This is a genomic window from Streptomyces sp. NPDC087906, from assembly GCF_055584925.1.
The window spans coordinates 189,223-213,516 of record NZ_JBVJLC010000002.1 but is presented as its reverse complement, the minus strand read 5'-3'; the positions used below and the strand labels follow the sequence as shown (position 1 = coordinate 213,516).

General features: G+C 70.9%; 23 protein-coding genes. 13 read left to right on the top strand and 10 right to left on the bottom strand.

Translation table 11 applies throughout. The annotated features are described in order from the left end of the window. Nucleotides 1-18 precede the first annotated feature (18 nt). The 9 genes from ACZ63I_RS06255 (at nucleotide 19) to ACZ63I_RS06215 (ending at nucleotide 8,248) form a co-directional block, all read left to right on the top strand. On the top strand, nucleotides 19-969 hold the full coding sequence (locus ACZ63I_RS06255) for an SDR family oxidoreductase (RefSeq protein WP_469335889.1): 951 nt from the start codon (nucleotides 19-21) through the stop codon (nucleotides 967-969). A 1-nt stretch (nucleotide 970) separates the two neighbouring features. Further along, nucleotides 971-1,828, top strand: a complete 858-nt coding sequence (locus ACZ63I_RS06250) for a MaoC family dehydratase (protein WP_469335887.1) — start codon at nucleotides 971-973, stop codon at nucleotides 1,826-1,828. Next, the gene (locus ACZ63I_RS06245) at nucleotides 1,825-2,247 is read left to right on the top strand and encodes a Zn-ribbon domain-containing OB-fold protein (RefSeq protein ID WP_469335885.1); all 423 of its coding nucleotides are present in this window, start codon (nucleotides 1,825-1,827) and stop codon (nucleotides 2,245-2,247) included. The genes ACZ63I_RS06250 and ACZ63I_RS06245 overlap by 4 nt, the downstream gene beginning before the upstream one ends. Continuing rightward, nucleotides 2,244-3,380 carry a thiolase C-terminal domain-containing protein gene (locus tag ACZ63I_RS06240; protein ID WP_469335883.1) on the top strand — a complete coding sequence of 379 codons (1,137 nt, stop codon included), beginning with the start codon at nucleotides 2,244-2,246 and terminating at the stop codon, nucleotides 3,378-3,380. Before ACZ63I_RS06245 ends, ACZ63I_RS06240 begins: the two co-directional genes overlap by 4 nt. Before the next feature lie 31 nt (nucleotides 3,381-3,411). Then, nucleotides 3,412-4,236, top strand: a complete 825-nt coding sequence (locus ACZ63I_RS06235) for an enoyl-CoA hydratase/isomerase family protein (protein WP_469335882.1) — start codon at nucleotides 3,412-3,414, stop codon at nucleotides 4,234-4,236. A 118-nt stretch (nucleotides 4,237-4,354) separates the two neighbouring features. After that, the gene (locus tag ACZ63I_RS06230) at nucleotides 4,355-4,666 is read left to right on the top strand and encodes a hypothetical protein (RefSeq protein WP_469335880.1); all 312 of its coding nucleotides are present in this window, start codon (nucleotides 4,355-4,357) and stop codon (nucleotides 4,664-4,666) included. 15 nt (nucleotides 4,667-4,681) lie between these two features. Beyond that, nucleotides 4,682-6,181 carry a class I adenylate-forming enzyme family protein gene (locus ACZ63I_RS06225; protein ID WP_469335878.1) on the top strand — a complete coding sequence of 500 codons (1,500 nt, stop codon included), beginning with the start codon at nucleotides 4,682-4,684 and terminating at the stop codon, nucleotides 6,179-6,181. Between the two features lie 20 nt (nucleotides 6,182-6,201). Beyond that, the gene (locus ACZ63I_RS06220; protein WP_469335875.1) at nucleotides 6,202-7,473 is read left to right on the top strand and encodes a class I adenylate-forming enzyme family protein; all 1,272 of its coding nucleotides are present in this window, start codon (nucleotides 6,202-6,204) and stop codon (nucleotides 7,471-7,473) included. A gap of 43 nt (nucleotides 7,474-7,516) precedes the next feature. Next, nucleotides 7,517-8,248 (top strand): hypothetical protein, encoded by a 732-nt coding sequence (locus tag ACZ63I_RS06215; RefSeq protein WP_469335873.1) that lies wholly within the window; start codon nucleotides 7,517-7,519, stop codon nucleotides 8,246-8,248. A gap of 79 nt (nucleotides 8,249-8,327) precedes the next feature. Here the strand turns inward: ACZ63I_RS06215 and ACZ63I_RS06210 are convergent, their stop codons facing one another. From ACZ63I_RS06210 to ACZ63I_RS06195, 4 genes are all read right to left on the bottom strand, one after another. Continuing rightward, a complete protein-coding gene (locus tag ACZ63I_RS06210; protein ID WP_469335871.1) occupies nucleotides 8,328-9,152 on the bottom strand; it encodes a DUF4253 domain-containing protein in 825 nt (274 codons plus the stop codon). Nucleotides 9,153-9,249: 97 nt separating this feature from the next. Further along, nucleotides 9,250-10,146 carry an RNA polymerase sigma-70 factor gene (locus ACZ63I_RS06205; RefSeq protein WP_469335869.1) on the bottom strand — a complete coding sequence of 299 codons (897 nt, stop codon included), beginning with the start codon at nucleotides 10,144-10,146 and terminating at the stop codon, nucleotides 9,250-9,252. 242 nt (nucleotides 10,147-10,388) lie between these two features. Further along, nucleotides 10,389-10,862 (bottom strand): carboxymuconolactone decarboxylase family protein, encoded by a 474-nt coding sequence (locus ACZ63I_RS06200; RefSeq protein ID WP_469335867.1) that lies wholly within the window; start codon nucleotides 10,860-10,862, stop codon nucleotides 10,389-10,391. A gap of 85 nt (nucleotides 10,863-10,947) precedes the next feature. Then, a complete protein-coding gene (locus ACZ63I_RS06195) occupies nucleotides 10,948-11,547 on the bottom strand; it encodes a TetR/AcrR family transcriptional regulator (protein ID WP_469335865.1) in 600 nt (199 codons plus the stop codon). A gap of 102 nt (nucleotides 11,548-11,649) precedes the next feature. Between ACZ63I_RS06195 and ACZ63I_RS06190 the strand changes: the two genes are divergently transcribed. Continuing rightward, nucleotides 11,650-11,946 carry a hypothetical protein gene (locus ACZ63I_RS06190; protein ID WP_469335863.1) on the top strand — a complete coding sequence of 99 codons (297 nt, stop codon included), beginning with the start codon at nucleotides 11,650-11,652 and terminating at the stop codon, nucleotides 11,944-11,946. Next, on the top strand, nucleotides 11,943-12,344 hold the full coding sequence (locus tag ACZ63I_RS06185; RefSeq protein ID WP_469335861.1) for an alpha/beta fold hydrolase: 402 nt from the start codon (nucleotides 11,943-11,945) through the stop codon (nucleotides 12,342-12,344). The genes ACZ63I_RS06190 and ACZ63I_RS06185 overlap by 4 nt, the downstream gene beginning before the upstream one ends. Nucleotides 12,345-12,369: 25 nt before the next feature. On the opposite strand, the gene yicI is transcribed toward ACZ63I_RS06185, so the two are convergent. The 6 genes from yicI to ACZ63I_RS06155 all read right to left on the bottom strand — a co-directional run bounded on the left by yicI (nucleotide 12,370) and on the right by ACZ63I_RS06155 (nucleotide 19,919). Continuing rightward, nucleotides 12,370-14,679, bottom strand: coding sequence for an alpha-xylosidase (gene yicI, locus ACZ63I_RS06180; RefSeq protein ID WP_469335859.1), 2,310 nt, complete (start codon nucleotides 14,677-14,679; stop codon nucleotides 12,370-12,372). Then, nucleotides 14,676-16,091 (bottom strand): GH1 family beta-glucosidase, encoded by a 1,416-nt coding sequence (locus ACZ63I_RS06175; protein WP_469335857.1) that lies wholly within the window; start codon nucleotides 16,089-16,091, stop codon nucleotides 14,676-14,678. The genes yicI and ACZ63I_RS06175 overlap by 4 nt, the downstream gene beginning before the upstream one ends. A gap of 89 nt (nucleotides 16,092-16,180) precedes the next feature. Then, the gene (locus tag ACZ63I_RS06170; RefSeq protein ID WP_469335855.1) at nucleotides 16,181-16,996 is read right to left on the bottom strand and encodes a carbohydrate ABC transporter permease; all 816 of its coding nucleotides are present in this window, start codon (nucleotides 16,994-16,996) and stop codon (nucleotides 16,181-16,183) included. A gap of 5 nt (nucleotides 16,997-17,001) precedes the next feature. Beyond that, entirely contained in the window at nucleotides 17,002-17,961 is a 960-nt protein-coding gene (locus tag ACZ63I_RS06165) for a carbohydrate ABC transporter permease (protein WP_469335854.1), read from the bottom strand. A 13-nt stretch (nucleotides 17,962-17,974) separates the two neighbouring features. Then, a complete protein-coding gene (locus ACZ63I_RS06160) occupies nucleotides 17,975-19,210 on the bottom strand; it encodes an extracellular solute-binding protein (protein WP_469335852.1) in 1,236 nt (411 codons plus the stop codon). Between the two features lie 238 nt (nucleotides 19,211-19,448). Beyond that, a complete protein-coding gene (locus ACZ63I_RS06155) occupies nucleotides 19,449-19,919 on the bottom strand; it encodes a Fur family transcriptional regulator (RefSeq protein WP_469335850.1) in 471 nt (156 codons plus the stop codon). Nucleotides 19,920-20,128: 209 nt separating this feature from the next. On the opposite strand from ACZ63I_RS06155, the gene katG reads away from it, so the two are divergent. Further along, on the top strand, nucleotides 20,129-22,360 hold the full coding sequence (katG, locus tag ACZ63I_RS06150; RefSeq protein ID WP_469335849.1) for a catalase/peroxidase HPI: 2,232 nt from the start codon (nucleotides 20,129-20,131) through the stop codon (nucleotides 22,358-22,360). A 181-nt stretch (nucleotides 22,361-22,541) separates the two neighbouring features. Continuing rightward, nucleotides 22,542-24,260, top strand: a complete 1,719-nt coding sequence (locus ACZ63I_RS06145; protein WP_469335847.1) for a glycoside hydrolase family 13 protein — start codon at nucleotides 22,542-22,544, stop codon at nucleotides 24,258-24,260. Nucleotides 24,261-24,294: the final 34 nt, after the last annotated feature.

The following is a 24,294-nucleotide window of genomic DNA, read 5'->3' as shown; positions in this document are numbered from 1 at the left end:
CGAAAGGGAATCACGCACATGGCTGAATCTGCTGGATCCGCCGGATCGAAGGGTCCGCTGAGCGGGCGTGTGGTCATCGTGACCGGAGGCGGCCGGGGCATCGGGCGCGAGCACGCGCTCGCCTTCGCCCGCGCCGGAGCCTCCGTCGTCGTCAACGACCTCGGCGGCGCGGGCGACGGCACGGGCTCCTCGGCGGGCCCTGCCGAGGAAGTGGCCGCGCTCATCCGCTCCGAGGGCGGCGCGGCCGTCGCCAACGGGGACGACGTCTCCGACGAGCAGGGCGCCGCCCGTGTCGTCGCCCAGGCGGTCGGTGAGTTCGGCACCCTGCACGTCCTCGTCAACAACGCCGGCATCCTGCGCGACAAGACCCTGCTCAACATGAGCTTCGAGGACTGGGACAGCGTCGTCAGGGTCCATCTGCGCGGCACCTTCGCCATGACCCAGGCCGCAGGACGCTTCTGGCGCGACCAGTCCAAGGCCGGCACCCCGGTGGCGGCCCGCGTGGTGAACACCTCGTCCGGCAGCGGACTCTTCGGCAACTTCGGCCAGGCCAACTACGGCGCGGCCAAGGGCGGTATCGCCAGCCTCACCGTCATCGCGGCGATGGAGCTGGCCCGTTACGGTGTCACGGTCAACGCCATCGCCCCGGTGGCGAAGACGCGGCTGACCGCGACGGCCGGCATGCCGCTGGAGATCGACGAGGGCTTCGACCCGCTCGCGCCCGAGCATGTCTCACCCTTCGTGGTGTGGCTGGGCAGCGAACGCTCGGCCGCCGTGACCGGCCGTGTGTTCAGTGTGGTGGGCGGCTACGTCGGTGTCGCCGAAGGCTGGAACATCGGCCCGGCCCTCCAGGTCGAAGGACCGCTGACGTTCGAGGCCGTCGACGAGCGGTTCCCGGCCGTCTTCGAGAAGGCCGCCGAGAACTTCTCCGTCTTCGACTCCCACCCGTACGGCCCGAAGCGGAGCTGACATGGCGCTCGACTTCTCCATCGTCGGCAGCACGACCGACCCGCACCCCGTCGAATGGACCTCCGACCAGGCCCTGCTCTACGCCGTCGGGGTCGGGGCCGGCAGCGACGAGTCGGTCGACGAACTGGCCTTCACCACCGAGAACACCGAGGGCGTGCCGCAGGCGGTCCTGCCGACGTTCCCCGTGGTGCTCGGCCACGGAGCGCCCCGGCTGTCCTACGGCGACATCGACCTGACCCGGATGGTGCACGCCTTCCAGTCCGTCGAGATCACCGCGCCCCTGGCGCCGCACGGCAGCGGCTTCTACTCCTCCACCGTGACCGGGATCCACGACAAGGGCAGCGGCGCCCTCATCACCACCGAGTCGCTGCTCACCGGCTGGGACGGCGCACCGCTGGCCCGGATGGCGGGCGGCGCCTTCCTGCGCGGCGAGGGCGGATTCGGCGGCGACCGCGGCCCCAGCACACCGTGGGCCGCCCCCGACCGGGCCCCCGACGCCGAGGTCGAACAGCGCACCGTCCCCTGGCAGGCGCTGCTCTACCGGCTCTCCGGAGACCGCAACCCGCTGCACTCCGACCCCACGTTCGCGGTCGCAGGCGGCTTCCCCCGGCCGATCCTGCACGGGCTGTGCACGTACGGCTTCGTCGGCCGCGCCCTGCTGCACGCGGCGGCCGGCTCCGACCCGGCCAGGCTGCGCTCGATCCACGCCCGCTTCTCCAGTCCGGTCATGCCGGGGGACACCCTCACCACCTCGCTGTGGTTCGAGGACGGCGAGACCCTTTTCACCACCCGCACCCAGGACGGCACACCCGTGCTCACGCAGGGCCGCGCCGTGGTCGAGCAGGGGAGCAGCCGATGAGCGGACGTTTCGTACCGGTGCCCACACCGGAGACCAGGACCTACTGGGACAAGGCGGCCGAGGGCGAGTTGTGGCTGCCCCGCTGCGGCCCCTGCGCGCGGTTCTTCTTCTACCCGCGGGCCTTCTGCCCCGACTGCGGCTCCGACGACGTGAGCTGGGCCAGGGTGTCGGGGCGCGGAACCGTCGAGTCGTTCGTCATCAACCACCGGGCGGCGCCCGGCTACGAGGGCGAAGTGCCGTACGCCATCGCCTTCGTGAAGCTCGCCGAGGGCCCCAGGCTGACGGCGAACATCCTGGATGTCCCGCAGACACCGGAACACATCAGGGTCGGTCTTCCGGTCGAGGTCGTCTTCGAGCAGCGCGGCGACTTCACCCTGCCGCAGTTCCGGCCCACCGCCGGGGAAGGAGCACACCAGTGACCTCCACGGTCGTCATCGCGGGAGCGGCCGAGTCCGCCGAGATCGGTGTCGTGCCCGACCAGTCGGCGATCTCGCTGGCCGCCGAGTCGGCCCGTACCGCACTGGCCCAGTGCGGCCTCACCCCGGCCGACGTGGACGGTGTGGCGAGCACACTGCCGCCCGTCGACCTCGCCCACTACCTGGGCGTCCGGCCGCACTGGCTCGACGGCACGATGGTCGGCGGCTGCTCCTACATGCTGCATGTCCGGCACGCCGCTGCGGCCATCCGCTCGGGCGCCGCTTCGGTCGTCGTGGTCGCCCACGGCGAGTCCGGCAGGTCGCGGGTCGGCGCGCCCGGCTGGAGCCCCAACCCGTCAAGCGCCGTGGGGCAGTTCGAGCAGCCGTACGGAGTGTCGGGCACCTTCTCGTGGTTCACCCTTCCCGCCATGGCCTATCTGGACAAGTACGGGCTCAGCCACGAAGCGCTCGCCGCCGTGCCGGTCGCCCAGTCGGCCTGGGCGTCGCAGAACCCGCGCGCCCTGCGCAACAAGCCGCTCGACACCGAGGCCGTGCTGGGTTCCCGGCTGATCGCCTGGCCCTTCCATGTGCTGGAGTGCTGCCCGCTCACCGACGGCGGCGGCTCGCTCGTCATGATGTCGGCCGAACGCGCCGCCGACCTTGAGCTCCAGTACCGCCCGGTGACCCTGCTGGGGTCGGGGGAGTCCGGCGAGGGGCCAGGCCCTTCGTCCATGGCGGACCTCACCACCTTCGCCGGCTTCCGGGACGCCTCGGCCGACGCGCTGCGCGAGGCGGAGCTGACCACGGACGACATCGACCATCTGATGGTCTACGACGCCTACGCCCACATCCCGCTCTACGGTCTTGAGGACCTGGGATTCGTCGGCCGCGGCGAGGCGGTGCCCTTCATCGAGAGCGGCGCGACCCTGCCCGGCGGCTCCCTGCCGATGAACACCAACGGCGGCGGGCTGCTCTACACCCACACCGGCATGTACGGCATGTTCGCCATCCAGGAGGCGGTACGCCAGCTCCGCGGCGACGCCGCCGTCCCGATCGACGGCGTGCGCACCAGCCTCGTCCAGGGCATCGGCGGCATGTTCAGCGCCGCAGGGACGCTCGTGCTGGCCAACTCCTGAACGACTGGACCCAACAGAACGGCGGACAACCATGCTTGACGACTTCTCGGCCGACGGGCTGGAGTTCGAGGTGGCCGACGGCGTCGCCTGGATCACCCTGAACCGGCCGCATCTGCGCAACGCCGTGCACCACCCCCTGCGCGACGCGCTGATCGCCGCCATCGCCGAGGTCCGCGACGACCCGGAGATCAGGGCCGCCGTACTCACCGGCGCCGGGCAGGCGTTCTGCTCCGGCGCCGACCTCTCCGAGCCGGAGCACATCGAGATCGCGGCGGACCGCAGGCGCGGCGCGCAGTCCAACATCGCCCGGGAGGACGGCCGCCGGTACGGCTGGTGGCGGCTGATCCGCGATCTCCGCGAGAACGAGAAGCCGTTCGTCGCGGCGGTGAACGGGGCCGCGTACGGCTTCGGCTGCAACTTCGCGCTCGCCTGCGACCTCGTGATCGCCGCCGAGTCGGCCCGCTTCAGCGAGGTCTTCGTCAAACGCGGGCTGCCCGTCGAGGCGGGCGGCGCGTATCTGCTGGCCCGTTCGGTGAGCCCGGTACGGGCGAAGGAGATCGCGCTGCTCGGTGAGCCGGTGACGGGCGAACAGGCGGAGCGGTGGGGGCTGGCCAACCGCTGTGTGCCCGACGACGAACTGATCAAGACCGCGGGGGAGTTCGCCCGCCGGCTGGCGGAGGGGCCGACCGTCGGGCTCGGACATATCAAGGGCCAGCTCAACGACGCGTACGAGAGCACCTTCGAGCAGGTCTGGAAGACCGAGGTGACCCTGCTGGGCCTCGGCATCGGGGACGACGGCCAGGAGGCCATGCGGGCGTTCCAGGAGCGCAGGGCGCCGCGGTTCCAGGGCCGCTGAACAGGCCGGCGCGCGGGCGCAGATCCGGCGGCCAGAACTATAGACAGGCTTACGGTAGTTGTTACTATAAGTGGGACGGTGCCGCTCGGGCGGCCACGCGACACAGGGAGCGTCGACCATGGCAGATCTCGCAGTGGGAACACACCTGCACAGTTCCGTTGGCCCGGTCGAGGTCATCGTCGTACGAGGACCGTCCCGGCCCATCGACGTGCACCACGCGGGCGCGCCCCTGCTGGGCCCCGAGGAGACGGTGGAGGCGACGGCCGGCGGCGCCGGTCCCGAAGGCCCGGCGACCCTGCTCGGCAAGCGGTACGTGCACGAGGCGTCCGGCCTCGAACTGCTCTGTGTGAAGCCGGGACCCGGCGCGCTGTCCGTCGACGGCGAACCGCTCCCGGTGAAGTCGGCCAAGCAACTTCCCGCGTCGGATTAGCGAAGGACCGCTGCTGTGAACCTCCTGACTCTGCTCGACATGGTCGCCGAAGGCCACGGTGAACGCGTCGCCCTCGGCACCGACAGCACCGGCCTCACCGGCGCGGTGCTGCGCGACCAGGCGTACACCGGCGCCTCGTTCGTCCGGACGTACGACGTGGAGACCGTCGTCTTCATGGGCGAGAACGGCCCGGCCTTTCCCCTCGCGCTCTTCGCCGCCGCCGCGGCGGGCGTACCCCTGCTGCCGCTCAACTACCGGCTGGCCCCTGAGCAGTTGCACGCCGCCGTCGCCCGGCAGGGCCGTACGCTCCTGATCACCGACGACGCGGCGCTGAGCGGACTCGACAACGTCGTCAGGACGGTCGGACTGCGCGAGTGGCTCGCCGTGTGCGCGGCCCGGCCCCGCACCCTCGCCGCACCGGCCCAGCCGGACGCCGACGACGTGGCCGTCCTCCTGCTGACCAGCGGCACCACCGCGGCCCCCAAGAGCGCCGTGCTCCGCCACCGCCATCTCACGGCCTACGTGCTCGGCAGTGTGGAATTCGGCGGCAGCGACCCCGACGAGGCCGTCATCGTCAGTGTGCCGCCGTACCACATCGCGGCCATCGCCAATCTGCTGTCCAACCTCTACTCGGGCCGCCGGGTCGTCTACCTGGAGCACTTCACCGCGGCCGGCTGGCTCGGCGCCGTCACCGCGCAACGCGTCACGCACGCCATGCTCGTACCGACCATGCTGACCCGGATCGTGGACGAACTGGAGCGCCCGGGAGCGCCGGTGCCCACCACCCTGCGCTCCCTGTCGTACGGCGGCGCCCGGCTGCCGCTGACCGTGCTGGAGCGGGCGCTGACCCTGCTGCCGCACACCGGATTCGTCAACGCCTACGGCCTGACCGAGACTTCGTCGTCCGTGGCCGTCCTCGGCCCCGATGACCACCGGCACGCCCTGTCCAGCACCGACCCCGCCGTACGCGCCCGGCTCGGCTCCGTCGGCTGCCCGCTGCCCTCCGTGGACATCGAGATCCGCGACGGGAGCGGCCGGCCCTGCCCGCCGGGATCCGTCGGCATGATCTACGTTAAGGGCGCCCAAGTGGCGGGCGAGTACCGGGAGACCGGTCCGGTCACCGACGCCGACGGCTGGTTCGCCACCCGCGACGAAGGCCATCTCGACGCCGGCGGCTACCTGTTCGTCCGGGGCCGCGCCGACGACACGATCATCCGGGGCGGCGAGAACATCGCACCGGCCGAGATCGAAGCGGTGCTCCAGCGCCACCCGGACGTCCGGGACGTCGCCGTCGTCGGCATCGCCGACGAGGAGTGGGGCCACCGCATCGGCGCCTTCGTCGTACTGAAACCGGGCGCCCCCGCGACCGAGGACGACCTGCGCGCCTTCGTACGGAGCAGGCTGCGCTCGTCGAAGACACCGGACGAGGTCCGCTTCCTCGACGAACTCCCGCACACCCCGACCGGCAAGATCCTGCGCAGGGAACTGCTGGCGTACGTACCCCAGTCCGCGTGACAGCCAGGACCGGAGAAGCCATGCAGACGCGGAGCCGCACAGCACCCTTCGAAGCACCCGCCAAGAGATTCGCCACCGCCCTCTCGGCGGCCGTCCGCGAACACCCCTCCACCGGAGTGGTCTTCCCCGGCCGGTTCGGCACCAACGTCGTCAGCGCCGCCGAACTGGAGCAGCGCGCCCTGCGGGTCGCTGCGGGACTACGGGCCCTCGGTGTCACCCCGGGCGCCGTCGTCGCCGTCCAACTCCCCGCCGGACCGGAGAACATGATCGCGCAGGTCGCCGTACTGCTCAGCGGCGCCGTCCTGCTGCCCCTCGACGCCGCCTGCCGGGACCGCGAACTCCTGCGCAGGCTCAGGCGGTTCGGCGTCACGGCACTGGTCACCCCGGCCGGGCGCGCCCACACCGTGCTGGGCAGCAGGGCGCTGCCGGGCGTGCTGCCCGAGCTGCGCCAGGTGATCGCGGTGACCAGCCCCTGGGAAGCGTCCTGGATACCGGCCGACGCGCTGGACTGGGCGGTGCTGGAGGCGTTCCGGCCGCTGCCCGAACCCGTCACCGCCCAGCCCGACGACGTATGCCTCATCCTCGGCCCCAAAGGCGTACGGCACACCCACCGCGGCCTCCTCGCCGAACTCGAAGCGCTCCAGGGCCTGCGCTACGGGCGTCCCGTCGCCGGCGCCCACCTCGACCTGCTGCCGCCGGGACGCCCCGGCGCCGTGTACGCCCTGCTGCGCGCCTTGGTCTACGGCGTGCCGACCGTCGTCCCCGAGCGCAGGGACCCCGACGCGCTGCTCGCCCTCATCGGCCGCCACGGCGTCACCACGGCCGCGGGGGATCCCACCCAGCTCACGGCCGTCCTGGACGCGGCGGACCGCGCGGGCAAGGAGACCGGGCTGTGCGAGTTCCTCGCCCACGGGACCATGCTCTCCGCCGCGCTGGTCAGACGCGCCGAACGGTCCGGCGTCGCCGCCTTCCGGTCGTTCGGCCTGCCCGAGCACCCGACCGCCGCTTCCGGGTCGTGGGCCGACCCGCTGCACAAGCGGACCGGCACCGCGGGGCGGCCGGTGCCCGGCACCCAGATACGGATCGTCGACAGCGCGGGCGGAGTCCTGCCCGCCGACGAGCCGGGCGAGATCCAGTCCCGGGGCCCGGGACGGTTCGCCGGCTACGCGGGCCGCGCGCGCGAGACGGCGGCGCTGACCGCCGACGGCTGGCTGCGCACCGGTGGGACCGGGCTGCTGGACGGCGACGGCTTCCTCGTCGTGACCAGCCAGACCTTTCCGCCGGCCCGCTGACCACGTAGCTTCGTCCCCCATCAGGTCCGAGCCAGGAGGTCCCGTGCCGACGACCGTACGAGTCGAACGACTCGACCGGATCACCATGTCCGTGCCCCCGCACACCGAGGTGCCCGGCCGCCACCGGGAACTCTTCGGCCCGGCCCGGCTCGCCGCCCGCACCCCGACCGCGCCCGACGGGCCGGCCGGCTGGCACTCGCTGCGCTGGACCGTACCGTCGACCGACGACGCGTCCGACACGCTCAAGGAGCACGGCGTCCGGGTGGCGGAGCGCCGCCCGAGCGGCGAACTGCTCACCGCCCCCGAGGATCTGCACGGCCTCTGCCTGGAGATCGCGCAGGCGAGCGCCGAGACCGGCGAGCCCGGCACCGGGAGCGCGCCGGCCAACCCGCTCGGCCTCACAGGGCCGCCGACGGTGAAGCTGACGGCGGCGGACCCGGCCGCCGCTGCCGCCGCGCTGGCCGCGCTGGTGGGACAGCCGACGTACACCACCGAGAGCGGCGCGCTCAACACCACCGGCCACGGCGTCGCCCTGGCCGACCACCGGGTGGAGTTCACCGGCTCCCGGTCGGGCAGCGCGCTCGACAGAGCCGGCGCGTTCCTGGCGGCACACGGCGAGCGGATCTGCTGGCTCACCCTCCAGGTGGCCGACTTCGGTGCGGCGCGGTCGTACCTGGTGGAGCGGGAGATCCCGTTCACCCAGTGGGGAGCGCGCTCGCTGTTCCTGGAGGAGGACACCATGTCGGGCGCCCCCGTCGAACTCAGCTTCGGCTGACAGCGAGGCTGACAGCGAGGCCGAGAGCGAGGCCGGGAGCGGTGGCCGTTTCGCCTGCCCGAAGATGCTGAGCGGCCCGTCAGTCCCACCAGAACGTCCAGTGGGTGTTGCCCACCAGCGCCTCCTCCGCGTAGCGGCGCAAGGTGTCGTACCCCTGCCAGATGGTGTCGGGGCAGAACGCGAAGTGCTCCACGGCGACCGCGAGGGCCTCTTCCACCGACTCGGGCGGCGCCGCCACGGACAGGTCGAGCCGGTCGTGGGAAAGGGCGACCACCCGGACACCGAAGCGGTCCTCCCACGACCGGAGAACGGCACACAGCCGAGCCACGTCGTTCTCATGGTTCATCGGCCCCGTCCAGCCGATCGCCGCCGGAAGGTCCGCTGACCGCAGTACGGGGGCCAGGGCCAGCCGAGGTCGCGAAAGCCGGTGCTCCGTGAGTCCGGCGGCGACTTCCGCGGCGACCGCGTCCGGATCCTCCACCGGGGCTCTCCGCGCGCCCAACCCCGGCCAGATGCCGCTGTACGGGGCGAGGGCCGGCTCCTCGTCGTCCTCTTCCTCGTCCTCGTCGGTGTTCGCCACCGCGTGGTCCCAGAATTGGCTGAGGACGGCCTCGGCGTCGTGATCGCCGGGATCCGACATCATGCCGGGGTCCAGCCCGGTCTTCCACCAACCCGCCAGGTACCTGTCGTTGTCGAGGAGCACCGGCCGAAGCCCCACGGCATACCGGCCCGACGCGAACCGCGCCCAGTCGGCCGGCGCGGCAACGCCGTCGGCAACCCACAGCAAGGGCTGCGGCCACGGGCCCGTGTACGTGCGAGTGACGAGCGACCCCGACGGCAAGCCGAGGCCCGCCGCCGGGGGTCCGGCCGACAGCGCGGAAAGGGGAGCGGCATCAATCAACATGACGCCGAACGTAGCGGCACCCACTGACAATCCGGTCCCGACACCGACCGGGCGCACCTGACCGAACTCGGGCCGACGCGTCTTCCGGGTGCCTGGCTCAGTTGGTCAGCGACTCCACGTACGGCGCCAGCTTCGCCGGGTTCATCACCCACAGGATCCGGTCGATCCCCTCCGCCGACGCGTCGATGCTCAGCAGCGCCACCGCCTTCCCGGCGGACCGGACGAGCACCGCCGGGGCGCCGTTCGCCTCGACCCGGCGGATCTCGGCCTCCGGCCAGAACCGGGGTGCGAACGCGACGAGGTACTGCGACACGTGCTGGAGTCCGACGACCGGGATCCGCGAGGCGCCGCGTACGCCTCCGCCGTCGGAGTAGCTGACGACGTCCGCAGCGAGCACGTCTTCGAGCACCTTCAGATCGCCGGTCTGCGCGGCGGCGACGAAGACCTCCAGCAGGCGCTGAAGCTCGGTGCGGCTGACCCGCTCCTTGCGTTCGGCGGCCAGGTGCTTGCGGGCGCGGCTCACCAACTGGCGCGCGTTGGACTCGCTCGTCTCCACGATCTCGGCCACCTGGCCGTACGGGTAGTCGAACGCCTCCCGCAGGACGTAGGCGGCCCGTTCGACCGGATTCAGCTTTTCCAGGATCTGCAGGACCGCCAGTTCGAGCGCCTCGGCCCGTTCGGCTCCCACCTGCGGGTCCTGGCTGGTGTCGACCGGCTCGGGAAGCCACGGCCCGACGTACGACTCGCGCCGCACCCGCGCGGACGTGGCCGTGTTGATGGCGAGGCGCGTGGTGACGGTGGCCAGGAACGCCTTCGGCTCGACGATCTCCGTACGGTCGGTGTTCTGCCACCGCAACCAGGCGTCCTGGACGATGTCCTCGGCCTCCGCCGCGCTGCCGAGCACCCGGTAGGCGATCCCGAAGAGCTGCGGACGCGCCGCCAGGAACTCCCGTGTCGCGCCGTCGAGGGAGTCGGCGTCATTCTCCGTGTGCATGGTCGTCCCTTCCCGCACCGGGGCCCACCGGGGCCGCACCGGGACCACCACGCTACAGCCCTCCCGGTCCGGAGTGTGTGTGCGGCACGGACCGTCCGCGGGGCGTGAAGTGACGGCGCGTCAGCCCACCGCGAAGCGCGCGACGTACGTGTCGAGCGGCTCGACGCCGGCCTCCGCGCGTCCCCCCGTCGACCAGCGTCCGGTCCCGCAGGACCCGTCCCCCCCCCGCCCCCCGCCCCGCGTCAGCCGAACTGGCCGGGCTGGTAGCCGCCCGCCGGCTGCTGGTTGATCACGTTGATCCGGTTGTACGCGTTGATGACGGCGATGAGGGAGATCAGCGCGACAAGCTGGTCCTCGTCGTAGTGCTTGGCCGCGTTCGCCCACGCCTCGTCACTGACGCCGCCCGCCGCGTCGGCGATCCGCGTGCCCTGCTCCGCCAGCTCCAGCGCCGCGCGCTCCGCCTCGGTGAAGGCCGTGGCCTCGCGCCAGACGGCCACCAGGTTCAGCCGCGCCTGGGTCTCCCCGGCGGCGGTGGCGTCCTTGGTGTGCATGTCCGTGCAGAAGCCGCAGCCGTTGATCTGGCTGGCGCGGATCTTCACCAGTTCCTGTGTCGCGAGCGGCAGTCCGGAGTCCGAGACGGCCTTGCCCGCCGAGTTGATGTGCTTCAGCACCTTGCCCGCGAGGGCGTTGCCGAAGAAGTCGAGACGCGATTCCATGGTTATCTCCTGGCTGAGTTGCGGATACGTATCACTGACCGCGCAGCCGGGAGATTTGTGACAGGAGAAGACCGGGGGAGTCGGCTCAGCCGGACAGCGCCGCTCGGGTGAGGGTCGTCGCGGTGTGCACCGCACTGGCGACAGCGGCATCCGGGTCCAGGCCGCACAGGTCGGTCAAGGTGAACAGCGCCTCCGCGCTGATGACGACGGCGAGGTCGCGCTTCAGTTGGGTGAGCGCGGCCGGATCGGTGGCGCCGAGGGTGTCGTCCAACGGGGCGAGCGCGTAGTCGATCAGTCCGACCCGCAGGGCAGGCCGCGCGGCGGTGGCGGCAGGCCGGGTGATCGTGGCCGCGATCATCGCGCGGGTCGCGCCCTGGTGGCTCAGCACCATACGCAGCAGATGCTCCGTCGCCGCCGCGATGCGCTCCACCGGGTCCCGGGAGCCCGCGACGGATCTGAGTGCCTGCGCGGGCGTGGGCGACTGCCCGGCCATGGCCTCCTGGAGCAGGCTGGCGAGATCGGGGAAGTAGCGGTACGCCGTGGCCTCGGACACCAGGGCGGCCCGCGCGACGCCGGGCATCGTCATCTCGCTCCCGGTGCGCATGAGTTCGGCCGCGGCCCCCAGGATCGCGGTGCGGGTGCGCAGCTTCTGATTGGCCCGGCCACTCGGCTTCTGGGATGCCATCCGTCGGCCCTTCTGCTCGTCACGGCTGAGGGACCGTAGCTGGTTGACTCCTGTTATGAGAGCTTACTCGCATTCATTCTCACAGCATCAGCGGGAGCACTCATGAACAACGTCTCCGTCGTCGCCCCCGACGCCGGCGAAGTGATCGATCTCGGCGGCGCCCGGATCCGCATCCTGGAGGACGGCTCCACGACGGCGCACCGGCTCGGCATCGGCGAGATCACCCTGGCCCCGCACACCTTCGCGAACCCGGGCGACGAGCCTGACGGGCCGGTACGGCACCGTCGCCGCGACCGACTTCGCGTGACCCCGGTCGAGCGGGTGCGGGGGAGAGTTGAATCTCTTCGTGAGAGTGCACTTGCACGAGTGGGGATGCGGGGCTGTCTTCATGACAGTTGACTCTCACGAACCAATGGCAAGGAACCCCGCACCATGACTGTCTCCGCCCCCGCCGGCCCGAGCTGCGGCCCGACCCGGCCGGCCTCGGCGCGGAGCAGAAGGCCGCGACGGCGGCCAACCAGGTCACGCTCGCCGTCTATGCCGGCGACCCCTTCCGCAGCGACCCCAAGCTGCGCGGACGCCTGCACCGCGTCACCGTCACCGTGCTCGTCCTGCCCGGTGAGCAGGACGGGATCGTTCCGCTGGAGTACAGCCGCGCCCTGGCCGGCTCCTTCCCCCGGGCGACCTTCCGCCCGATCGCGGAAGCCGGCCACTTCCCGCAGCTTGAGCAGCCCGCAGCCGTCCCCGCCGCCATCGGCGACTTCGTCCAGTCCGAGGTGAAGCCCGGTCCGAGGTGAAGTGGGGCGGAGACGTGCCGAGTTGCTACGACCAGCGGGCCGCCAGCCTCGGCGTACCGGCCGGGCAGGCGTACAGCGTGCCCAGCGGATGTGACGTGCCGCCTTCCGCGGCTTCGACGCCCACGAGCATTACGTTCCACGGCAGTTGGCTCGCGGTCTCCACGACGATCTCGTCCCCCGACCGCCGCGTGGTGAAGACGGCCGCCTCGCCCGAACCGTCCGGCAGCGGCACGGCCGTCACCGTTGTCGACCCGTCGGCCGGCGTGTGTACGCGCAGTGTCACCCCGTCCGCCCAGTCGTACGCCGGCCGGTCGGCGACCGCGCCGAACGGTACGACAGCGCCCTCCCTGGCGAGCAGCGGAAGCGCGTCGAAGCCGTGGGTCTCCCGCTGCCATCCTGGCCCCGAGACCCGTTCCCCGGTAAGGACGTTGGTCCAGGTACCGGCCGGCAGGTAGTACTCGACCGTGCCGTCCTCGGTGAAGACGGGAGCCACCAGCAGGTCGTCCCCGAGCATGTACTGCCGGTCGAGGAACCGGCAGGCCGGGTCGTCGGGGAACTCCAGCACCATGGCGCGCATCACCGGCGTCCCCGCGTCGCGCGCCTGGACGGCGGCGCGGTAGAGGTACGGCATCAGCCGGTGCTTGAGCCGGGTGAAGGCGCGGGTGACGGCCACCGCTTCGTCGCCGTAGTCCCACGGCACCCGGTACGACTTGCTGCCGTGCAGGCGGCTGTGCGACGACAACAGCCCGAACTGCACCCAGCGTTTGAACAGCGCGGGCGTCGGTGTCCCCTCGAACCCCCCGATGTCATGGCTCCAGAAGCCGAAGCCCGAAAGGCCGAGCGAGAGCCCGCCGCGCAGCGACTCGGCCATCGCCTCGAAGGACGACTCGCAGTCGCCGCCCCAGTGCACCGGCAGCCGCTGGCCGCCGGTGGTCGCCGAGCGGGCGAAGACCACGGCCTCACCCTCGCCGCGCACCTCCCGCAGCAGCTCGAAGACGGTCTCGTTGTACAACTGCGTGTAGTAGTTGTGCATCCGCTCCGGGTCCGAGCCGTCGTGCCAGGCCACGTCGACGGGGACCCGCTCCCCGAAGTCGGTCTTGAAGCAGTCCACCCCCTGGTCGAGCAGCAGCCGCAGCTTGCCCGCGTACCACTCGCGTGCGGCGGGGCTGGTGAAGTCGACGAGCGCCATGCCGGCCTGCCACCTGTCCCACTGCCAGACGTCGCCGTCCGGCCGCTTCAGCAGATGCCCCAGCGCCATGCCCTCGGCGAAAAGCGCCGACTTCTGGGCGATGTACGGATTGATCCAGACGCAGATCCGCAGCCCCTGCGCCTTGAGCCTGGCCAGCATGCCGACCGGGTCGGGGAAGACGTCCGGGTCCCAGACGAAGTCGCTCCACTGGTACTCGCGCATCCAGAAGCAGTCGAAGTGGAAGACGCTCAGCGGGATTTCGGCCTCGGCCATGCCCGTGACGAACCGGGTGACCGTCGCCTCGTCGTACGAGGTCGTGAACGACGTGGAGAGCCACAGGCCGAACGACCAGTCCGGCGGCAGCGCGGGCCGACCGGTCAGCGCCGTGTAGCGGGCGAGGATCTCCTTGGGCGTCGGACCGTACACGACGAAGAACTCGAGAGACTGGTCCTCGACGCTGAACTGGACCTGCCCGACGGACTCCGAGCCGACCTCGTACGACACCTGTCCGGGATGGTTGACGAAGACGCCGTATCCCCGGTCGGTGAGATGGAACGGGACGTTCTTGTACGCCTGTTCGCTGCTCGTGCCGCCGTCGGCCTGCCAGATCTCGACGCTCTGGCCGTTGCGTACGAAGGGCGTGAAGCGCTCACCGAGCCCGTACACGCTCTCGCCGACGCCGAGCGCGAGCTGCGTGAGCATGAAGTGCCGTCCTTCGGCGTCGGTCGCGAAGCCGGTGCCCCGCCTGCCGACGGAGGTGAGGGTCCGGCCGCCCGCGGTGAAGTCCAGCCGCCACGGCGCTTCGGTGTCGACCTTCAACGACAGCTCTCCGGAGGTGAGTTCGACGGTCGAGCCCTGGCGTACGGTCTTGCCCGCCGCCTCCTCCGAGGTGCTGAGGGCGAACTCGGGCCGCCGGGCCGCCCGTCCGCCGTGGTGGGTCGTACGGACGCCGATCACGCCCTCGGCGGGCGACCAGCACTCCACGGTCAGCAACGGCCCGTTGAGCGTGTCGCCGCGGTGTGCGACCCGGCCCACCGGCGCGTACAGCGTCAGCCGGTCGTCGGTGACCACGGCATCGGCCACGGACGCCGCGTGATGGGTGCTGACGCCGGGGCGCATCAGCCAGTAGCCGTCGGTGAACTTCATCGGCTCTCCTGTGCGGTGGCGCGGTCGGCTTCGTCGATGGCGCGGTGTCCGGCGATCAGCCGCCGGAACCAGTGATAGCTGTCCTTCGGTGTGCGTTTCTGCGTGTCGTAGTCGACGCGTACGATCCCGAAGCGCTGCCGGTAGCCGTGCGCCCACTCGAAGTTGTCGAGCAGCGACCACACGTAGTAGCCGCGCACCTCCACCCCCGCGTCGATCGCGGCCGCCACGGCGGTCAGATGGTCGTGCAGATACGTCACCCGGTCCTGGTCGTGCACCGCGCCGTCCGCGGCGACGGTGTCGGCCTCGGCCGAACCGTTCTCGGTGATGTACACCGGCGGCAGCCCCGGGTAGCGCGCCACCAGACCGGTCAGCAGGCTGGTGAACGCCTCGGGTACGACCGGCCAGCCCATCGTCGTATGCCTGCTGCCGTACGGATCGGTCGGCCGCACGCCGATGTCGACCGCGCTGCGCCGGCTCTCGTCGGGCTCCGTGTGCGGGGCGTCGGCGAAGGTCAGCGGCCGGTAGAAGTTGATGCCGACGAAGTCCAGCGGCGCGCCGATCAGCGCCAGATCGCCGTCCTCGCGGTACGAGCAGTCGGCGAGCGCGCCCCAGGTCTCCGCCTCGGCCGCCGGGTAGCGGCCGGCGAACAGCGGCTCCGTCCAGACGTCGTTGTGCAGCGTTTCTGCCCGGCGCGCCGCCGCGAGATCGGCGGGCGCCCGCGAGGCGGCCTCGACCAGGTCGATGTTGAGCGTGATGCCGACCTCGCGCGCACCCGCCTCGCGCAGCACCCGCACGGCGTTGCCGTGCGCGACCAGCAGATGGTGGGCGGCGGCCAGCGCCGGTGTGCCCTCCTGCGCCCCGGGGGCGTGCCGGCCTTCCGCGTAACCCGAAAAGGCCGTGCAGAAGGGCTCGTTGAGGGTGATCCAGCGCGCGACCCGGTCCCCGAGCCGCTCCGCGACCAGCCGGGTGTACTCCGCGAAGTGCTCGGCCGTCTCCCGTACCCGCCAGCCGCCCCGGTCCTCAAGGGCCTGCGGCAGGTCCCAGTGGTAGAGGGTGACGGCGGGCGCGATGCCGGCGCCGAGCAGTTCGTCGGTGAGCCGGTCGTAGAAGTCGAGGCCCCGGGCGTTCGCGGGGCCGGTGCCCGCCGGCTGGATCCGCGGCCAGGCGACGGAGAAGCGGTAGGAGTCGACGCCGAGTTCGCGCAGCAGCGCCACGTCCTCGGGGTAGCGGTGGTAGTGGTCGCAGGCCGTGTCGCCCGTGGCACCGTCCTTGGTGCGGCCGGGGGTGTGGCTGAAGGTGTCCCAGATCGAAGGACCGCGGCCGTCCTCGTCGTGGGCGCCCTCGATCTGGTAACTCGCCGTCGCGGTACCGAAGGTGAAGCCCCGGGGGAGGGCGGGGAAGGGTGTGCTCATGGTCGTGCCGGGCCCTTTCGGGTCTGTGGTCTGTGGTCCGTGGGTCTGGTGAATGCGGTGCGATGTGGTGAATGCGCGGCGCCGCCGGGCTACTTGACGGAGCCGCCGGTGATGCCGGCCGCCACGTACTTCTGGGCGACCACGAGCAGGATCGCGGCCGGCACGGCGGACACCACCGCCGTCGCCATGACCGCGCCCCAGTCGCTGACATGGGCGCCGATGTACTCGTACATGGACAGGGTGATCGGCTTGACGTCGTCGGTGGTGTTGAGGGTCAGCGCGAACATGAAGTCCGACCAGGCGAAGAGGAAGGCGAACAGGCCCGAGGTGATGAGGGCGTTGCGGCTCATCGGCAGCACGATCCGCCAGAACGCGGTGAAGCGGTTCGCCCCGTCGACCAGCGCGGCCTCCACGACCTCCCTCGGTATGGACACCATGAAGGCACGCAACAGCACGATGGAGAACGGCAGTCCGAGCGAGGCGTCGGCGAGGATGAGGCCGAACGTCGAGTTGACCAGGTTCAGGTCGACGTAGGCGCTGTAGAGCGCGTTGGCGATGACGATGCCCGGCACCATCTGGGTGATCAGCGTGCCGAAGACCATCGTGCGGCTGCCGCGCAGACCGAGCTGCGCGAGGCCGTACGCCGCGGGCGCGGCGAGCGCGAGACACACCACCACGGCGCCGAGCGCCACGACCAGGCTGGTGCCGAGCGAGCCGCCCTGGCTGCTGAGCGCGCGGTGGAAGTTCTCCCAGCCGGGCGCCGTCGGGAACCAGTCCGTCGAGGCGAGGCTCTCGCCGGGCTGGAGGGCGATGTTGAGCATCCAGTACAGCGGGAACAGCAGGACGACCAGAATGACCAGGGCGACGACGGTGTTGGTGCCCCTGCGCAGTTGGCGGGTGGACATGGCGATCACTTCCCCTGGCCGAAGTCGGCGCGGTTGAGGCGCAGATAGAGCACGGCGAACACCGCGCTGACAAGAATGAGGATGTTGCCGACCACCGCGCCCTGCCCGAAGTCCAGTTGCTGGAAGGAGAGCTGGTAGGTGACGGTGCCGAGGGTCTGCGTCGAGTCGGCGGGGCCGCCGCCGGTCAGCGCCAGGATCAGATCGAGGATCTTCACCGTCGACATGAAGCCCAGCACCAGCACCACGGTCACGACGGGACGCAGCAGCGGCAGGGTGACACTGCGGAACGTACGCCAGGCGCCGGCGCCGTCCAGGGACGCGGCCTCGTACAGATCGCGCGGGATCTCCTGGAGCCCGCCGTACAGGATCACCATGTTGAACGGGATGCCGATCCAGACGTTGACCAGGATCGCCGACAGCAGGGCCACGCTCGGGCTGCTGAGCCAGGAGACCGGTGACGAGACGAGGTGCAGGTCCATCAGCAGGCTGTTGACCACCCCGGTGTCCTGGTCGAGGAGCTTTCGCCATACGACCGCAGACACCACCATCGGTACCAGCCAGGGCAGCAGCAGTACGGCGCGCACGAATCCCGACAGCCGGAAGCGGCGGGAGAAGAACACGGCGAGCGCCAGGCCGACGGCGAACTGGCCGAGCAGCGAGCCCAGGGTGAAGACCAGGGTGTGCCAGAGGGAGCCGGTGAACAGCGGGTTGTCGAACACACCGCGCCAGTTGTCGAATCCGTTGAACGGCGACTCACCGGTGAAGAAGGTGCGCGGTGTGTAGTGCTGGAAGCTCATCACGATGTTGCGGACGAGCGGATAGCCGAAGAAGGCCAGCATGTAGAGGACGGCGGGAGCGACGAAGCCCCAGCGCAGCAGTGCGCTGCGGCGCCGGTTGGCCCCGGGGGTCCCCGTGGCCGCGGTGCTGCCCGTCGAACGCGCCGGAACGGCGGCGGTGATGGTCATGGCAGTCGTCTCCTCACTCGCCGGCCGTGGCCCGTGACTGGGCCTGCTTCAGAGCGGCTTCAGGGGTGGAGCGGCCGGTCAGTACGGACTGGAAGGCGCCGGACAGGGCGTCGGAGACGACCGGCCAGTTCGCGCCGACCCGGTCGGTGCGCGAGCGCGCCGTCGCGACCTCGTCGGCGAAGGCGCCGAGCTTCGGGTTCTTGGCCTTGTACGCGGCGGCGGCCGAGGTCCGGGTGGGTACGTTGTTGACGGCTTCGCCCCAAGCGACCTGGTTCTTCTGCTCGTTGAGGCAGTTGATGATGTTCGCCGCGATCCGCTGCCGCCCCTTGTCCTTGGTCTGCGGGACGGTCATCACCGTGCCGCCGATGGGCGGCACCGGCGGCCGGCCCGCCTCGGGGACGGGGATCGCCGCGACCGCCCAGTTCAGGTCCTTGTGCTCGCTCAGCACCGGGACCTGCCAGGGGCCGTTGATCATCATCGCCGTACGGCCCGCGATGAACTGGTCGTTGACGTCCTGCTGGTTCCAGGTGACCGCGGCGCTCGACGCCGACTTCTGCCCCACCAGGTCCTTCCACAACTGCAGGGCCGGCGCGCCCTTGCCGTCGTTGAGATGGGCCTCGTCACCGCCGGCCGACCAGAAGAACGGCAGGAACTGGTAGACGCCGTCGGCGTCCGGCGTCGCGCTGAAGGCCATCCCGTACGTCTTGCCGCGCGTCAGGGTCTTGGCGGCCGCCTTGAGTTCGTCCCAGGTGGTGGGCGGCTCGACGCCGGCCTTCTTGAGCAGGTCCACGTTGTAGAACAGGGCGAGCGAGTTGACCGAACGGGCGATGCCGTACAGCGTGCCCCGGAAGCTGCCCATGGTGATGGCGCTGCCCGACATCCCCGCCACGTCCACACCGGCGCTCTTCAGCGGTACGAGCCCGCCCGTGTCGGCGAACTGCGGCACCTCGGAGCCGTCCAGCTCCAGGATGTCGGTCAGCGAGTGGGACGAGGCCATGCGCAACGCCTTCGACACCACCTGGTCGGCCGGCACGCTGGTCTGCCTGACCTTGACTCCGAGCGGCTTGGCGCACACATCGAAGAACTTCTGTTCCTGATCGTGTTCATGGGTGTCCGTGGCCGAGTTCAGCACGGTGATCGTGCCGGGGTCGGGGACGTTCCCGCAGCCGGTGAGAGCGGCCAGGGTCAGGAAGGCGGTGGCGCAGGCGATCGCGGCCGACGCCGGTGGGCGTCGGCGGGGGAGGTGCATGGTGGCGGCTCTCCGTTCGGTCTACGGCTCTGTGAGAAGACGGAGGTTCAACGTGTCGTCGAACGTCCGTCGAATCGATTCGATTCGACGGAATGCAGCGATGCTAAACGCTCCCGGACATGCCGACAAGGGGTTGGGCAACGCCGAAGCGCGGGAAGCGGCGGCCTGCCGCTTCCCGCGCGTGTGTACGCCTACGGGCGAGGTGTGGACGTACGGGGTGTGAGCGTGTCCGGCGCCGCTAGGCGGGCGCCCCGGAGCCGTCGCCCCGTGCCGGGGCGTCGGTGCCGGCGGCCTGATGGACGCCGCACGACGGGCACAGCCCGCGGTACGTGACGTCGGCCGCCGACACCGTGAAGCCGAACCGCTCGTCGGCCGGCAGGTCCGCCAGCGGGTCGCCGGTCGGGTGGACGTCGCGTACCGCCCCGCAGCCGGAGCACACCAAGTGCTGGTGCGGACGGTGTGCGTTGGGGTCGTACCGCTTGGCGCGGCCGTCGGTGGCGACCTCTATGACCTCACCGATGGAGACCAGTTCACCCAGGGTGTTGTAGACCGTCGCCCGGGAGATCTCGGGCAGCAGCCGAGCCGCCCGCGCGTGCACCTCGTCGGCCGTGAGGTGCACATGGTCACCGTCGAGGACCTGTGCGACGACACGCCGCTGCGAGGTCAGCCGCCAGCTCCGCCCCCGCAGCCGCTCCAGCAGGTCGCTCATATCGGTTCACCTATTCAGGTCCGTGGGATATTCGAAGTTCACCTGTGAACGTCCGAGTTATGACGACATATACACTTGGTACTCTTCTTGACTTGGACAGCATCCATCGTAGGATCGGTTCCGGCAATAACCAAGGGACGGGGAAGACTCCAGTACGGCAGGGGCTATCTGCTTTGTCCGGAAAGATTCCCATGTCTGAGAGGATTCCCATGTCTGAGAACCATGACGCGATCGTCGTAGACGCGAAGACCGACGGGGCGGAGAGCGGCGGCTGCCCCGTCGCGCACGACCGCGCTCCGCACCCCACCCAGGGCGGCGGGAACCGCGAGTGGTGGCCCGAGCGGCTCAATCTGAAGATCCTCGCGAAGAACCCCGCCGTGGCGAACCCGCTCGGCGAGGAGTTCGACTACGCCGAGGCGTTCAGCTCCCTTGATCTCGCCGCCGTCAAGCAGGACATCGCCGAGGTGCTCACCACCTCGCAGGACTGGTGGCCGGCCGACTTCGGCAACTACGGCCCGTTCATGATCCGGATGGCCTGGCACAGCGCCGGCACCTACCGGATCAGCGACGGCCGCGGCGGCGCCGGGGCCGGGCAGCAGCGCTTCGCCCCCCTCAACAGTTGGCCGGACAACGGGAACCTGGACAAGGCCCGCCGGCTGCTGTGGCCGGTCAAGAAGAAGTACGGCCAGCAGCTCTCCTGGGCCGACCTGATGGTTCTCACCGGCAACGTGGCCCTGGAGACGATGGGCCTGGAGACCTTCGGCTTCGCCGGCGGCCGCGCCGACGTCTGGGAGCCCGAGGAGGACGTCTACTGGGGTCCCGAGACCACCTGGCTCGGTGACGAGCGCTACACCGGCGACCGCGAGCTGGAGAACCCGCTCGGCGCCGTGCAGATGGGCCTCATCTACGTCAACCCCGAAGGCCCGAACGGCAACCCGGACCCGATCGCCTCGGCCCGCGACATCCGCGAGACGTTCCGCCGCATGGCGATGAACGACGAGGAGACGGTCGCCCTCATCGCCGGCGGCCACACCTTCGGCAAGACCCACGGCGCGGGACCCGCCGAGAGCGTGGGCGCCGACCCCGAGGCCGCCCCGATCGAGGCGCAGGGCCTCGGCTGGGCCAACACCTTCGGCACCGGCAAGGGCGCGGACGCCATCACCTCCGGCCTTGAGGTCACCTGGACCGGCACGCCCACCCGCTGGAGCAACGGCTTCTTCGACAACCTCTTCGGCTACGAGTGGGAGCTGTTCAAGAGCCCCGCCGGCGCCAACCAGTGGCGGCCGAAGGACGGCGCGGGCGCGGGTACCGTCCCGCACGCCCACGACGCGTCGAAGAAGATCGCGCCGTCGATGCTCACCACCGACCTGGCGCTGCGCTTCGACCCGGTCTACGAGCCGATCGCCCGCCGCTTCCACGAGCACCCCGACCAGTTCGCCGACGCCTTCGCCCGCGCCTGGTACAAGCTGACCCACCGCGACATGGGCCCGAAGTCGCTCCACCTCGGCCCCGAGGTCCCCGCCGAGACCCTGCTGTGGCAGGACCCGCTGCCTGAGGCGGAGGGCGCGGCCATCGGCGCCGACGACGTGACCGCCCTCAAGGCGAAGATCCTCGGCTCCGGCCTTTCGGTGTCCCAGCTCGTCTCGGCCGCCTGGGCCTCGGCGTCCACCTACCGCGGCAGCGACAAGCGCGGCGGCGCCAACGGCGCCCGGGTGCGCCTCGCGCCGCAGAGCGGCTGGGAGGTCAACAACCCCGACGAGCTGGCCGCCGTGCTGCGCGTCCTGGAGAGCGTCCAGCGCGAGTTCAACGCCGGCTCGGGCGCCGCGAAGGTGTCCCTGGCCGACCTGATCGTGCTCGGCGGCACAGCGGCGGTCGAGAAGGCAGCCAAGGACGCCGGCCACGCCGTGGAGGTCCCCTTCGCCGCGGGCCGTGTCGACGCGACGGAGGAGCACACCGACGCCGAGTCGTTCGCGGCGCTGGAGCCGGCGGCCGACGGGTTCCGCAACTACCTCGGCAAGGGCAACCGGCTCCCCGCCGAGTACCTGCTGCTGGACCGCGCGAACCTGCTCACCCTCAGCGCTCCCGAGCTGACGGTCCTCGTCGGCGGCCTGCGGGTCCTCGGCGCGAACTACGACGGGTCGAAGCTGGGCGTCCTCACGGAGACCCCGGGCACGCTGACCAACGACTTCTTCGTCAACCTGCTCGACCTGGGTACGACGTGGACGGCGACGTCCGAGGACGCGAACACGTTCGAGGCCCGTGACGCCTCGGGCGCTGTCAAGTGGACCGGCAGCCGTGCCGACCTCGTCTTCGGCTCCAACTCGGAGCTGCGCGCGCTCGCCGAGGTCTACGCGAGCGACGACGCGAAGCAGAAGTTCGTGAGCGACTTCGTCGCGGCCTGGACCAAGGTCATGAACCTCGACCGGTTCGACCTCGTCTGATCGCAGTCCGGCGCAGAGCGTCCAGGCCGGCCCGTGCGGTCGGCCTGGACGTTTTTCGTGTGCGGGGTACGGACGAATCCTGGGTGCGGGATACGGACGAGCCGGCGCGCCCCGGTACAACCGCGCCGTCCCGGGCAGGTGAACCACGTCCTGTGATCCCCGAGCCGAGAAGAGGGCGTCGATGACCGGCCAGCGCGTGGAGCCAGGCGAGGACGCGGCACAAGGCGACGACGCCTGGTGGCGGTCCGCCGTCGTCTACCAGGTCTACCCCCGCAGCTTCGCCGACTCCGACGGAGACGGCATCGGCGACCTGGCCGGTCTCACCGGCAAGCTGGACCACCTCGCCGACCTGGGCGTCGACGTGCTGTGGCTGTCCCCGGTCTACCCCTCGCCGCAGGACGACAACGGCTACGACATCAGCGACTACCGGAACATCGACCCCGTCTTCGGCGACCTGGCCGCCTTCGACCGGCTGCTGGCAGCCGTGCACGAGCGCGGTATGCGGCTGATCATGGACCTGGTCGTCAACCACACGTCCGACGAACACCCCTGGTTCCAGGAGTCGCGCGATCCGGACAGCCCCAAGCGCGACTGGTACTGGTGGCGGGCGCCGCGCGACGGCGCCGAACCCAACAACTGGGGCTCGTTCTTCTCCGGTTCGGCCTGGGCGCACGACGCGGCGAGCGACGCGTACTACCTCCATCTGTTCTCGCCCAAGCAGCCCGACCTCAACTGGGAGAACCCCGACCTGCGCCAGGCCGTCTACGCCATGATGCGCTGGTGGCTCGACCGGGGCGTGGACGGCTTCCGGATGGACGTCGTCAACTTCATCTCCAAGGACCCGGCCCTGCCCGACGGCGCGCTGCACGGCGACGGGCCGTTCGGCGACGGCTCGCCGTACTTCGTCTGCGGGCCGCACATCCACGACTACCTCCAGGAAATGCACCGCGAGGTGACCGCCCGGTACCCCGGGCGGCTGCTGACCGTCGGGGAGATGCCGGGCGTGACCGTCGAACAGGCCCGGTTGTTCACCGATCCGCGGCGCGCCGAACTCGACATGGTGTTCCAGTTCGAGCATGTCGGACTCGACCACGGCCAGGGCAAGTTCGACCCGCGACCGCTGCGGCTGACCGACCTGAAGGCATCCCTGGGCCGCTGGCAGACCGGCCTCGCCGGCGTCGGCTGGAACAGCCTCTACTGGAACAACCACGACCAGCCGCGCGCCGTCTCGCGGTTCGGCGACGACAGCCCCCGGCACCGCACCCGGTCGGCGACGATGCTCGCCACCGTGCTGCACCTGCACCGGGGTACGCCGTACGTCTACCAGGGCGAGGAACTGGGCATGGCCAACGCCCCGTTGCGCACCATCGAGGACTTCAGGGACATCGAATCCCTCAACTACTACACGCAGGCACTCGACGCGGGCCAGGAGCCCGAGGACGTCCTGCGCGGGCTGCGGGCCATGGGCAGGGACAACGCCCGCACCCCCATGCAGTGGGACGCCTCCGCGCAGGCCGGCTTCACCACCGGCACCCCCTGGATCCCGGTCAACCCCGACCACACCGAGATCAACGCGGCAGCCGCGTACGCCGACCCGGCGTCGGTCTACCACCACTACCGCAGGCTGATCGAGCTGCGGCACAGCGAACCGGCCGTCGTGCACGGCGACTTCACCATGCTGCTGCCGGACGACGAGCGGATCTACGCGTTCACCCGCCAATACGGCGGCACGACGCTGCTGGTCGCCGGGAACTTCACCGGGGACATCGTCGCCGTGGACCTGCCCGAGGGCTGGGCGGGCGCCGAACTCCTCCTGGACAACGGCCCGTCCGCCACGGACGAGCCCGGCCGGCTCGTCCTCGCCCCCTGGGAGGCGAGGGTGCACCGGCGTACCCGGTGACCCGCACCGATGATCCCGGACTCCCCGGGTACGC

What these genes read in the sequence shown, in the direction of transcription:
- ACZ63I_RS06200 (WP_469335867.1), bottom strand. Translation starts at nt 10,862, where the DNA reads ATGGAATCGCGTCTCGACTTCTTCGGCAACGCCCTCGCGGGCAAGGTG.
- ACZ63I_RS06230 (WP_469335880.1), top strand. Translation starts at nt 4,355, where the DNA reads ATGGCAGATCTCGCAGTGGGAACACACCTGCACAGTTCCGTTGGCCCG.
- ACZ63I_RS06155 (WP_469335850.1), bottom strand. Translation starts at nt 19,919, where the DNA reads ATGAGCGACCTGCTGGAGCGGCTGCGGGGGCGGAGCTGGCGGCTGACC.
- ACZ63I_RS06170 (WP_469335855.1), bottom strand. Translation starts at nt 16,996, where the DNA reads ATGTCCACCCGCCAACTGCGCAGGGGCACCAACACCGTCGTCGCCCTG.
- ACZ63I_RS06205 (WP_469335869.1), bottom strand. Translation starts at nt 10,146, where the DNA reads ATGCACACGGAGAATGACGCCGACTCCCTCGACGGCGCGACACGGGAG.
- ACZ63I_RS06255 (WP_469335889.1), top strand. Translation starts at nt 19, where the DNA reads ATGGCTGAATCTGCTGGATCCGCCGGATCGAAGGGTCCGCTGAGCGGG.
- yicI (WP_469335859.1), bottom strand. Translation starts at nt 14,679, where the DNA reads ATGAAGTTCACCGACGGCTACTGGCTGATGCGCCCCGGCGTCAGCACC.
- ACZ63I_RS06235 (WP_469335882.1), top strand. Translation starts at nt 3,412, where the DNA reads ATGCTTGACGACTTCTCGGCCGACGGGCTGGAGTTCGAGGTGGCCGAC.
- ACZ63I_RS06220 (WP_469335875.1), top strand. Translation starts at nt 6,202, where the DNA reads ATGCAGACGCGGAGCCGCACAGCACCCTTCGAAGCACCCGCCAAGAGA.
- katG (WP_469335849.1), top strand. Translation starts at nt 20,129, where the DNA reads ATGTCTGAGAACCATGACGCGATCGTCGTAGACGCGAAGACCGACGGG.
- ACZ63I_RS06210 (WP_469335871.1), bottom strand. Translation starts at nt 9,152, where the DNA reads ATGTTGATTGATGCCGCTCCCCTTTCCGCGCTGTCGGCCGGACCCCCG.
- ACZ63I_RS06250 (WP_469335887.1), top strand. Translation starts at nt 971, where the DNA reads ATGGCGCTCGACTTCTCCATCGTCGGCAGCACGACCGACCCGCACCCC.
- ACZ63I_RS06145 (WP_469335847.1), top strand. Translation starts at nt 22,542, where the DNA reads ATGACCGGCCAGCGCGTGGAGCCAGGCGAGGACGCGGCACAAGGCGAC.
- ACZ63I_RS06160 (WP_469335852.1), bottom strand. Translation starts at nt 19,210, where the DNA reads ATGCACCTCCCCCGCCGACGCCCACCGGCGTCGGCCGCGATCGCCTGC.
- ACZ63I_RS06190 (WP_469335863.1), top strand. Translation starts at nt 11,650, where the DNA reads ATGAACAACGTCTCCGTCGTCGCCCCCGACGCCGGCGAAGTGATCGAT.
- ACZ63I_RS06195 (WP_469335865.1), bottom strand. Translation starts at nt 11,547, where the DNA reads ATGGCATCCCAGAAGCCGAGTGGCCGGGCCAATCAGAAGCTGCGCACC.
- ACZ63I_RS06165 (WP_469335854.1), bottom strand. Translation starts at nt 17,961, where the DNA reads ATGACCATCACCGCCGCCGTTCCGGCGCGTTCGACGGGCAGCACCGCG.
- ACZ63I_RS06175 (WP_469335857.1), bottom strand. Translation starts at nt 16,091, where the DNA reads ATGAGCACACCCTTCCCCGCCCTCCCCCGGGGCTTCACCTTCGGTACC.
- ACZ63I_RS06245 (WP_469335885.1), top strand. Translation starts at nt 1,825, where the DNA reads ATGAGCGGACGTTTCGTACCGGTGCCCACACCGGAGACCAGGACCTAC.